At 55.4% G+C, this 10,348-nt stretch carries 9 protein-coding genes and 1 pseudogene; 3 read left to right on the plus strand and 7 right to left on the minus strand.

From position 1 onward, the window contains the following. Nucleotides 1-509: pseudogene (locus ACIQ2T_RS09060) on the plus strand (ribosome biogenesis GTPase Der); the annotation flags it as partial. A gap of 18 nt (nt 510-527) precedes the next feature. On the opposite strand, the gene bfr reads toward ACIQ2T_RS09060, so the two are convergent. From bfr to ACIQ2T_RS09075, 3 genes are all read right to left on the minus strand, one after another. Continuing rightward, nucleotides 528-1,007, minus strand: a complete 480-nt coding sequence (bfr, locus tag ACIQ2T_RS09065) for a bacterioferritin (protein WP_397583697.1) — start codon at nt 1,005-1,007, stop codon at nt 528-530. A gap of 99 nt (nt 1,008-1,106) precedes the next feature. After that, on the minus strand, nt 1,107-1,277 hold the full coding sequence (locus tag ACIQ2T_RS09070) for a bacterioferritin-associated ferredoxin (protein WP_397590528.1): 171 nt from the start codon (nt 1,275-1,277) through the stop codon (nt 1,107-1,109). Nucleotides 1,278-1,331: 54 nt separating this feature from the next. Continuing rightward, complete coding sequence (locus ACIQ2T_RS09075; RefSeq protein ID WP_397590529.1) at nt 1,332-2,579, minus strand: DUF418 domain-containing protein; 1,248 nt, start codon at nt 2,577-2,579, stop codon at nt 1,332-1,334. Between the two features lie 107 nt (nt 2,580-2,686). Here ACIQ2T_RS09075 and ACIQ2T_RS09080 point away from each other — a divergent pair, with 107 nt between their 5' ends. After that, complete coding sequence (locus ACIQ2T_RS09080; RefSeq protein ID WP_397590530.1) at nt 2,687-3,463, plus strand: Coq4 family protein; 777 nt, start codon at nt 2,687-2,689, stop codon at nt 3,461-3,463. Nucleotides 3,464-3,509: 46 nt separating this feature from the next. On the opposite strand, the gene purL is transcribed toward ACIQ2T_RS09080, so the two are convergent. From purL to ACIQ2T_RS09100, 4 genes are all read right to left on the minus strand, one after another. Continuing rightward, nucleotides 3,510-5,708: a phosphoribosylformylglycinamidine synthase subunit PurL gene (purL, locus tag ACIQ2T_RS09085; RefSeq protein WP_397590531.1), complete on the minus strand. Its 2,199-nt coding sequence runs from the start codon at nt 5,706-5,708 to the stop codon at nt 3,510-3,512. A 694-nt stretch (nt 5,709-6,402) separates the two neighbouring features. Further along, nucleotides 6,403-7,197, minus strand: a complete 795-nt coding sequence (locus ACIQ2T_RS09090; RefSeq protein ID WP_397590532.1) for an SDR family NAD(P)-dependent oxidoreductase — start codon at nt 7,195-7,197, stop codon at nt 6,403-6,405. Between the two features lie 13 nt (nt 7,198-7,210). Beyond that, on the minus strand, nt 7,211-8,347 hold the full coding sequence (locus tag ACIQ2T_RS09095) for an acyl-CoA dehydrogenase family protein (RefSeq protein WP_397590533.1): 1,137 nt from the start codon (nt 8,345-8,347) through the stop codon (nt 7,211-7,213). Nucleotides 8,348-8,349: 2 nt separating this feature from the next. Beyond that, nucleotides 8,350-9,510 carry an acyl-CoA dehydrogenase family protein gene (locus ACIQ2T_RS09100; protein ID WP_397590534.1) on the minus strand — a complete coding sequence of 387 codons (1,161 nt, stop codon included), beginning with the start codon at nt 9,508-9,510 and terminating at the stop codon, nt 8,350-8,352. Nucleotides 9,511-9,720: 210 nt separating this feature from the next. Here ACIQ2T_RS09100 and ACIQ2T_RS09105 point away from each other — a divergent pair. Further along, nucleotides 9,721-10,348: MFS transporter (locus ACIQ2T_RS09105; protein ID WP_397590535.1), on the plus strand; the 628-nt coding region annotated here is incomplete at its 3' end.

Raw genomic sequence — 10,348 nt, forward strand, 5'->3', positions numbered from 1 at the left:
ATTTGAAGATCGCGGACCATGTCATTCAAGAGGGCCGCGCCCTCATCATCGCGATCAACAAATGGGATGTGGCCGTTGACGGCGCTGGCCTTTTCAGAGGCATTCGTGCCGCGTTGGAAGAGGGCCTGTCGCAATTGAAGGGCGTTCCGATGATTGCCGTATCCGGGCTTACGGGCAAAGGGCTAGATCAGATGATTTCCGCAGCGTTCGATGCGCGTGAGGCTTGGAACAAGCGGGTGCCAACGGGTATCCTCAACCGCTGGTTTGAGGCAGCGATTTCGGCGAACCCGCCCCCTGCCCCTGGTGGCAAGCGGATTAAGCTGCGCTATATGACTCAAGCGCGCAACCGTCCGCCGACCTTTGTCATCTTTGGCAACCGGACCGACGAGCTGCCCGCCAGCTATGCGCGCTATTTGCTCAACGGCATCAGACGCGATCTGGATTTCGGCGCGGTGCCCGTGCGGATCAACTTCCGTTCGTCGAAGAACCCTTTTGCCGACAACGGATAGGGATCGCCCTGCGCGATATCAGTCCTCGATGGGTTTTGACTGCAGCTGGACGTAGTTTTCCATGCCCATACGCGCGATCAGGTCGAACTGCTTTTCGAGCATATCGACATGTTCTTCTTCGCTTTCTAGGATCGACGCGAACAGGTCGCGGCTGACATAATCGCGTACGCTTTCGCTGTGCGCGATGGCGTCTTTCAACAACGGCAGCGCTTCATATTCGAGCTCAAGATCGGCTTTCAGGATTTCCTCAACGGTCTCGCCAATGCGCAAGCGCCCAAGCATTTGGAAATTGGGGAGGCCATCCAGAAACAAGATGCGCTCCGACAATTTGTCGGCATGCTTCATCTCGTCAATCGATTCATGTCGTTCAAAATGTGCCAGACGCGATACGCCCCAATTGTCGAGCATGCGGTAATGCAACCAATATTGATTGACCGCAGTCAGTTCATTTTTGAGCGCCTCGTTCAAAAATTCTATGACTTTTGCATCACCCCTCATTGCCATTTCCTTTCCGTTCTATGCGCATATGTTAACGCGATATTAGATGGCCGTGAAGCCGAAAATGGCAGAAAAACTACTTTTTACAGGGCGCTATTGCTAAGCGGCTGCAGCTGTGGTGCTGATAATGTTTCGCGCGAACGAGAGGCACTGGCCGCATTTTGGCTTACGCCCAAGGCGCGCATACACGTCATTCGGACGTTCCGAGGCACAACGCACCGCAGCGCGCAGGTCTTTTTCCTTGATAGCATTACAGATGCAGACGACCATGTATCAACTCCTATGGAATCGCCTTACCGTTAATGCGAACTGATTGCAATAGCATTAACGGTGCATAATTTGCACTTTTCCGCGCGCCAAGCTGCGCCACAGCCACTCCAGCGGTCCGAAGTGGAATTTCATCAGCCATGGCTTTGACCAGAGCAACATCACTGCCCACGCGCCCAGCACAAACACCCACAATCCCGCACGGCCCACATGGCCGAACAAGCCAAAGCCATAGCCATAGAAAATGGTTGTCATGACAATGCTCGTCCCAAGATAGTTGCTGAATGCCGCGCGCCCCGTCGCTGCAACACGGGCGAGCATCGGGTGATTTTGATACCGCCGAATGATGAGGATGAGCAAAGCCGCATAGCCAACGGTCAACATAATGCGCGGAATTGCGCCCCAGAAGAAAAAGACCGCAAGCGCGGTGATCCGGTCGAAATCAACTGCGACTATCCAAACCCCAAAGACCAATGTCAGCAGCAAGCCGACTGGTAGCATCCGCATCACCCAGCGTCGGTAATCGATCGCCTCCCAGTTGCCCGTCATGAACCCGCTTTTTTGCATCGCCATACCAATCATCATCAGCGGCAAAGTTTCGCCAATTGACTGCACCACCAAGATAAGTGGCGTGCTCCATTCGTCGAGCCTGTCCATTGTTATCGCAGCATAGCTACTCCTGTGCAGCGCCAGGTCAGGTGCAATGTTAAAGGCAAGGTCCGCACTATCCATGAGCTCGCGAAACTGGCGGGCCATGTCTGCGGTCGCATCTGGTCGGGTTGCGAAATATTGAAAGATCTGCAGCGCGCCAAACTGTATGCCCCAGAGCGCCAGCCCGACCGCAAAAATGATGCACGCGATCTTGACTAACCGCCCTGGTGGCCAATTGCGGAAACGAAACGCGATCATGCCGATAATCGCATACAGAAAAAGAATATCGCCGAACCAGATGAAGAAATAATGCGCGAGGCCAAACACAGCGAGCCACGCCATCCGGCGGTAATGGACCTGCGCGGCGCTTTCCCCCTTTGCCACGGCGCGGTCGATGACCAGCATCAGGCTCGCGCCAAACAGCAATGAGAATAGGCCACGCATTTTGCCATCAATGAAGATGAACCCAAAAAACCACGCGATTTGGTCGGCAAGGCTGTCCCCGCCATACGCTGCAGGCGTGATATAGGCCCATTCGGGCATCGCAAAGCTGACGATGTTCATGGCCAATATGCCCATCACGGCAAAGCCGCGCATCGCATCCAAGCTGATGTACCTTTGTTCGGATGCCCGCATACCGCCCTCACTGTTCATGTATCAATGCAGCAACACATATTTGCCGTCCAGTGCGTTAACCGTTTCTTATTGACACTTATGTAGGTAGTTTTTATTCTTATCGTTGAAATAACCTTGGATTCGCCATGACTGAACTGTATTTTTCGCACCCTGACCGCCCGCCTGCTAAAATGCAGCCTCGGAAGGCGTGGCATCATTTTCGCAAGCTGATTGCCAACAAAGAAGACACAGAGCAGGTCTTTCATATCATTGCGGCCTTAAGCGGTAGCAAGTTCGGTAAGATGGCGCGTAAATTTTGGGAAACACCAAAGGGCAGGGCGTTGCTCGAAAGCAATGAGCGCCTGATTGACATGCTCGATGACCATGACAGCATCAAGAAGCTTCCAGCCGGCACAGTTGGCCGCTTTTATGTCGAGTTCATGGAACGCGAAGGTCTAAGCGCTGCAGGTCTTGAGGCGGAATATGCGCAGTTCCGGACAACATATCCCGTGTTTGGTGATGTCGTTGAACGTTATGGCGACCGCTTGCGCGATACCCATGACATGCTGCACATCCTCACCGGCTATGGCCGCGACGCGTTGGGTGAACAATGCGTGCTGGGCTTTACCTATGCGCAAAACCACAATCTAGGCGTGGGCTTCATTGCCTATGCCGGCGGATTAGAACTGAAATACCGCGTTGCCAAATCGGCGCCGATTATGAAAGCGGTGCACGAAGGCTATCGTATCGGCAGAGCGGCAAAGAACATCGTTCAGGAAGATATCGCAGCCTTGTTGCGCGAGCCTTTGGTCGATGCCCGTAAGCGCTTGGGCATTGCCGAACCAGTGACCTACAAAGCGGCGCACGCAGCGATGCGGTCAGAAGGGATTGATCCTTATAATTTGCTGGCTGCCGCTGCTTAAGACTAGGGTATAAAAACCGTCTGCCGCGCGCGCCAACGGGATAGCCCTAGCTTTCCATCCAGTCTTTGAAGAAGCTGTCATGCGCGGCGCGCAGTTGCGTTAAAGCAACATCAAAGCCCGGCCCAGTGACCGCAGTGCCGCCAACGGTGCCGATGCGAGTCATCGGGATACCCGCCACCTGAATGCGGTCGGCAGTTGCGCTGGTCACAACATAACGCGCCTGATCCTCACCAAAAGCAGTGAATGCATCGCCGATTTCTTCGACGACGCAACCGCGGCCGCTGGCCAAGGCCATTTCGGTCAGCGCAACGAGCAAGCCGCCATCGGCGACATCATGCACGGCGTTAACCTTGCTATCCTGAATAAGTTGGCGGACGAATTCTGCGTGTGCGCGCTCTTTGGCAAGGTCAACAGGTGGCGCAGTGCCGTCTTCGCGGCCATGCAATTCGCGCAGCCATAAAGACTGGCCCAGATGGCCATCATTGTCGCCAATGACAAAAACGCCGTCGCCGTCATCCTTAAACGCAATCGTCGCCATTTTGCTGACATCTTCCAGCACGCCAACGCCACCAATGGCAGGGGTTGGCAAAATCGCGCTGCCGCCGCCGGTTGCCTTACTTTCATTGTAGAGCGACACATTGCCCGACACGATCGGATAATCAAGCGCACGGCAGGCGTCGCCCATGCCCTCAAGGCAACCCACGATCTGCGCCATGATTTCGGGGCGTTGCGGGTTGGCAAAGTTCAGGCAGTTGGTAATCGCAAGCGGCGTTGCGCCCACTGCGCTAATGTTGCGATAGGTTTCAGCCACGGCTTGCTTGCCGCCTTCATAAGGGTCGGCATAGCAATAACGCGGTGTGCAATCGGTGCTCATCGCCAACGCGCGGTTGGTTCCGTGAATACGCACAACCGCTGCATCGCCGCCCGAAAGCTGCGCGGTGTCGCCGCCGACTTGGGAATCATATTGCTGCCAAATCCATGCGCGCGACGCGAGGTCGGGGCTGGCCATCAGCTTGAGCAAATCCGCACCGATGTCCGTGCTGGCTGGAACATCGCCCAGCGGCTGTACATTGGCCCATGCCTTATACTCTGCCTTCGACGCGGCGGGCCGGTCGTATAAAGGCGCATCTTCGGCGAGCGGGCCAAGCGGGATGTCGCACACGACCTCACCCTTCCACGTCAGCACCATATGGCCGGTGTCTGTGACTTCGCCAATCACGGCGAAATCGAGCTCCCATTTGTCAAAGATCGCCTTGGCAAATTCCTCGCGTCCGGGCTTAAGCACCATCAGCATCCGCTCCTGGCTTTCGGACAGCATCATTTCATAAGGCGTCATGCCTTCTTCGCGGCAGGGAACCTTGTCCATGTCGAGAATGATGCCTGCCTTGCCATTGGTCGCCATTTCGACGCTTGAGCTGGTCAGGCCAGCCGCGCCCATATCCTGAATCGCGACAATGGCGTCCGACGCCATCAGTTCAAGGCACGCCTCAATCAGCAGCTTTTCGGTGAAGGGGTCGCCCACCTGCACAGTTGGACGCTTCTCTTCGATATCGGCGCCAAAATCTGCCGACGCCATAGTCGCGCCATGAATGCCGTCGCGGCCCGTCTTGGAACCGACATAGACGATGGGGTTACCAAGGCCGGTCGCAGCGGAGTAAAAAATCTTGTCCTGATCCGCAACGCCAACGGTCATCGCGTTCACAAGGATGTTGCCGTCATAAGCGGGGTGGAAATTGGTTTCGCCGCCCACAGTGGGTACGCCTACGCAATTGCCATAGCCACCAATGCCGGCAACCACGCCCTGCACCAGATGCTTCATCTTGGGATGGTCTGGCCGCCCGAAACGCAGTGCGTTCATATTCGCCACGGGCCGCGCGCCCATGGTGAACACATCGCGCAAGATGCCGCCAACGCCGGTTGCTGCACCCTGATAGGGTTCGATATAGGATGGATGGTTGTGCGATTCCATTTTGAAGATCGCGGCAAGCTTGCTGCCGTTCGGACCTTCGCCAATGTCGATGACGCCCGCATTTTCGCCAGGACCGCAGATCACCCAAGGGGCCTCAGTCGGCAATTTCTTCAAATGGATGCGTGAGGATTTGTAGGAGCAGTGCTCCGACCACATCACCGAGAATATGCCAAGTTCGACCATGTTGGGCACGCGTCCCATGGCGAGCAAGATGCGCGCATATTCTTCTGCATTTAGACCATGGTCGGCGACGATTTGGGGCGTGATTTCGGACATGAAACGGCCTTAGCGAGGCGACGATTTTTGTGCCACATAAAATAAATGGGCGCTGGTATTGCTACCAGCGCCCACTGCGTCCGATTTTTGGAAGTTCCTGACCACAAGGGCCATTCTTTCCTCTGTCTGACGTCCGGTTCCCCAGTCCGGCCCAAAGGCCTTTATGGTTCACCTTGGTACTTTGGGTATCCTATCCGTCGTTGCGTCACTTGCGTGTCGCCGCACTTGATATTCGTTTTCTTTGTACCCACCCTCCCGATCTCATCTCCTGTCTTGCGACGGTCTGCCTATCGATTTGGCGATCCTGCATTCCCTCTTTTCCGCGCCACTTTCCCGTTTCCGGTCCGACTTTGCAACAAAGCGTTCCTGCCTGATGACCTGAAGGTGTCATGCTTTTCGAGTCGCGCAAAGCCGAATTTTTCCAGTTATCCACAGGCAGTGCAGTTCGCGGTGGACAAAATAGAGGACAAGATTTCGGTCCAAAAAGATACGGCCCCCATGCAGTGCATGGAGGCCGTAAAAAATTGTCCGGGGGCGAGGGAGAGAGGGGGGTGCCGCCCGTTCAATTTTGTTCGGCAATCGCTTGCCGTTGCAACCCAAATACGAGCGCGTCGGTTATGCTGCAATTGCGAAAAGATTGGGGTGAATTGCATAACTTGCAACTCACCCCGTCATGTATCTGAAAGTAAATATTTTAAGGTGCGATACCATTGCCTGGCAGCGATGCATTTACGATGCCGCCGTCGCAGGCGATCGTTTCACCGACGATATAGTCGCCTGCGCGTGCGGCAAGGAAGATTGCAAGACCCGCCATATCCTCAGGCGTACCGATTCGTGGAAACGGAATGTTCTTACCCACGGCGTCCGCATGGTCGCGGGCATCCTTGTTCATGTCCGACTGGAATGCACCTGGCGCAATACCCGACACCAATATGTTATCCTTGACCAGCTCTGCCGCAAGACGGCGCGTCAAATGGATGACGGCGGCTTTCGATGCCTGATAGCTGTATGTTTGCCACGGGTTGATGCGCAGGCCATCGATCGATGCAATGTTGATCACTTTGCCGGGACGGTCAAAGGTTGCCGCGGCCTTTAACTGCGGGTGCAGCGCCTGCGTCAGGAAGAACAAGGATTTGACGTTCAGGTCCATGACCCGGTCCCAACCGCTTTCGGGAAACTGACCGAACTCTGCGCCCCAAGCAGCGCCTGCATTGTTGACGAGAATGTCGACTTTTTCCTCACGCGCCGCGATTTGTTCGGCAAGCGAAAGGCAGCCGTCAACGGTCGACAGGTCACATGGCAGGCCAATCACTTGACTGCCAAATTCGGCAACGGTTTCCTCAATCTGGTCGACCTTACGTGCGCTGATGTACACGCGTGCTGCGCCTGCCTTCAGATAGCCCTCGACAATCATCTTGCCGATGCCGCGCGAGCCGCCCGTGACAACAGCAACGCGGCCATTGAGGTTGAATAAGCTTTGAATGTCCATCTGAGGTGTCCTTTTAATAACCGTTCATAGTCGCCACGCGGTCTGCGTGGTAATAAGCATCGCCGAAAAATTCGTTCAGGCCGCGATCGCGCTTCATATACAAGCCGATGTCATATTCGTCCGTCATGCCAATGCCGCCATGCATTTGCACGCCTTCACGGACCGCAAGGTTGCAGGTAAGGCCCGCTTTCGCCTTTGCTGCCGCAACATACAACTCGGCCTTGGCATGGCCTTCGTCCATTAGTGATTGTGCCTTGAGCACGATCGAACGTGCGCCTTCCATTTCGCCGTACAGATGCGCGGCGCGATGTTGGAGCGCCTGGAACTCACCAATGACTCGGTCGAATTGCTTGCGGGTTTTGAGATAGTCGAAGGTCAAGTCCATCGCGCCCGTGCCAACGCCCACCATTTCGGCGGCGGCCCCTACACGTCCTGCGTCAAGCATTTTGGAAAGCACGCTCCATCCACCATCGACTTCGCCAATGATGGCATCGGCGTCGACCTGAACGCCGTCAAGTTTCACATGCGCCGCGACAGCCGAATCGACCAGGCGGGTAGCCTCCATCGACAAGCCCGCAGCATCCTTATCGACAGCGAACAGTGTCAGCCCATCGGTCTCGCCAGCCGCACCCGCAGTCCGCGCCGCGACAATCAGCATGTCCGATGACGCGCCCTGCACGACAAATTGCTTTTGCCCTGTCAGCTTAAAGCCATTGCCGCTGCGTGTCGCAACGCAGGCGATTTTTTCGGGGCGGTGCTTGACGCCTTCTTCAATAGCGATGCCAATAACGGTTTCACCGGCCAAGATGCCGGGGAACCATCGGTCACGCATCGCTTTATCCGCCAGCTTCAACGCCTCAACCGCCGCGACCGACGTAGTCAAAAAAGGCGATGGCGACAGATTACGGCCGATTTCTTCTAGGACGATTCCTGCCTCAATCTGGCCCATGCCCATGCCGCCATCGGCTTCGGGAATGAGGATGCCGGTAAAGCCCATTTCGGCAAATTGCTTCCACAGGCCGTGGCTGAAGCCATCCTTGCAGCCCATGTCGCGAAACTTACGAAAATGGGTGACGGGCGCTTCGCTTGCCATGAAATCCCGCGCGCTGTCGCGCAGCATGTTCTGGTCGTCGTTTAAGGTCATTGCCATGATTAGGCCCCTGGCATTTCGAGAATACGTTTCGATACAACATTGAGCATCACTTCGCTGGTGCCGCCCTCGATCGAATTGGCTTTGGTGCGCAACCAATTGCGTGCCTTGGACCCGCCATTGGCCCGCTCGCTTTCCCACTCAAGCGCCTGAGAACCGCCAATCGACATAACCAGTTCATTGCGTTTCTTGTTCAATTCGGTCCCGACATATTTCATCAGGTTCGAATACGCCGGATGCGCCTTGCCGGTTTTCCATTCGTCCATGAAGCGTTCGCCATGGGCGCGGAAGGTGAGGTTATCGACATCAAACAATGCCATTTGCGCGCGCAGCACTGGCTCTTCAGACAGAACGGCTTTCATCGCTGCGCCAATGGAGGTCACGCCGCCATCGCCGCCCATGCCCGAAATCATTTCGCGTTCATGGCCGAGCAGATATTTCGCAACGTCCCAGCCGCGATTGATTTCGCCGACCAACTGATCCTTGGGCACGACAACATTGTCGAAGAAGGTTTCGCAGAAGGGCGAATTGCCAGAGATCAGCTTGATTGGCTTGGTTGAAACACCGGCTGTTTCCATGTCGAACAGCAAGAAGCTGATGCCGTGATATTTATTAGCCTTATCGGTGCGGACGAGGCAGAAAATCCAATCGGCCTTATCTGCATAAGAGGTCCAGATTTTCTGGCCGTTAACGACCCAATGATCGCCCTTATCTTCGCCAAAGGTCTGCATCGAAACAAGGTCGCTGCCGGAACCTGGCTCGGAATAGCCCTGACACCAGCGGATTTCGCCGCGGGCGATTTGGCCCATATAATGCACTTTTTGTTCTTCAGTGCCGAACTTCAGCAACGCAGGGCCAAGCATCCAGATGCCGAAGCTGTTGAGTGGCGAGCGGCAGCCAAGCTTTGCCATTTCCTGACGCAGGATTTTTGTTTCCTGTGGGGATAGGCCAGCGCCACCATAAGCCTTTGGCCAATCGGGCACAGTGTAGCCGTTGGCAACGCAAGCTTCGAGCCACAATTTTTGCGCTTCCGATTGGAAAACGAAATTGCGTCCGCCCCAGCAAACGTCGTCGTCACCCTTTGCAGGTGTGCGCATTTCAGCCGGGCAGTTTTCTTCTAGCCAGGCGCGCGCCTCGGCGCGGAATGTTTCAAGGTCGGACATGACGCTCTCCTGTTAATTGCGTGATGAATTTTTGGGCTGTCACGCATGGAAACGCAAGCCTTTATCGGTGAGCGATGCATGCCGTAACGTCATTTGCATCGCGATTGACAGGATGGGCAGTATGCCTAGCATAAGCGCGGGACATAGGAGAGAAACATCGTGCGATTCGCCGGAAAACAAGCCTTTTCACGTTATATGTTTTAACCCTTGATGGCACCCGCAGTTGCACTTCCGCGTTCGTTAAAAGTCATGCACGGCCTTGGCTCTGTTGCCTATGGCGTCAAGGACAACGGATTTTCGGTCTTCCTGCTGATTTTCTATAATCAGGTGCTTGGCATCGACGCTGGCGTCGTTGGCACTGTCATCATGGCCGCGCTGATTTTTGATGCCTTTGCGGATCCGATTATTGGCGAACTATCCGATCGCACGCAAAGCAAATGGGGCAGGCGCCTGCCGTGGCTGTACACCGCGGCAATTCCGCTTGGTATCATCTGGCTGTTGCTGTGGCACCCGCCCGAAATGGGGCAAACGGGAACAATCATCTGGCTGTTCTGCACGGCCGTATTGGCGCGCTCATTGGTTGCGATGTGCGAGGTTCCGTCCATCGCGCTCGTCCCGGAACTGACGGCTGATTATGATGAACGGACGCGGCTGATGCGCTATCGTTTCCTGTTTGGCTGGGCTGGCGGGCTGCTGATGCTTATCTTTGCTTATGGCATTTTCTTCACGGGCGAAAAGGGTGTGAGCGACCCTGTAGGTTATGATGCATATTCCGTTTGGGGTGCGTTGATGATGACGGGCGCGGTATTGATCTCCGCGCTTGGGCAGCATCGGCATG

It is taken from the genome of Sphingorhabdus sp. (assembly GCF_044357595.1).
GTDB lineage: Bacteria > Pseudomonadota > Alphaproteobacteria > Sphingomonadales > Sphingomonadaceae > Sphingorhabdus_B.

Excerpts from the sequence above, each read along its gene's own strand:
- ACIQ2T_RS09090 (WP_397590532.1), bottom strand. The coding sequence starts at position 7,197 with ATGGACATTCAAAGCTTATTCAACCTCAATGGCCGCGTTGCTGTTGTC.
- bfr (WP_397583697.1), bottom strand. The coding sequence starts at position 1,007 with ATGAGGGGTGATGCAAAAGTCATAGAATTTTTGAACGAGGCGCTCAAA.
- ACIQ2T_RS09100 (WP_397590534.1), bottom strand. The coding sequence starts at position 9,510 with ATGTCCGACCTTGAAACATTCCGCGCCGAGGCGCGCGCCTGGCTAGAA.
- purL (WP_397590531.1), bottom strand. The coding sequence starts at position 5,708 with ATGTCCGAAATCACGCCCCAAATCGTCGCCGACCATGGTCTAAATGCA.
- ACIQ2T_RS09095 (WP_397590533.1), bottom strand. The coding sequence starts at position 8,347 with ATGGCAATGACCTTAAACGACGACCAGAACATGCTGCGCGACAGCGCG.
- ACIQ2T_RS09075 (WP_397590529.1), bottom strand. The coding sequence starts at position 2,579 with ATGAACAGTGAGGGCGGTATGCGGGCATCCGAACAAAGGTACATCAGC.
- ACIQ2T_RS09080 (WP_397590530.1), top strand. The coding sequence starts at position 2,687 with ATGACTGAACTGTATTTTTCGCACCCTGACCGCCCGCCTGCTAAAATG.
- ACIQ2T_RS09070 (WP_397590528.1), bottom strand. The coding sequence starts at position 1,277 with ATGGTCGTCTGCATCTGTAATGCTATCAAGGAAAAAGACCTGCGCGCT.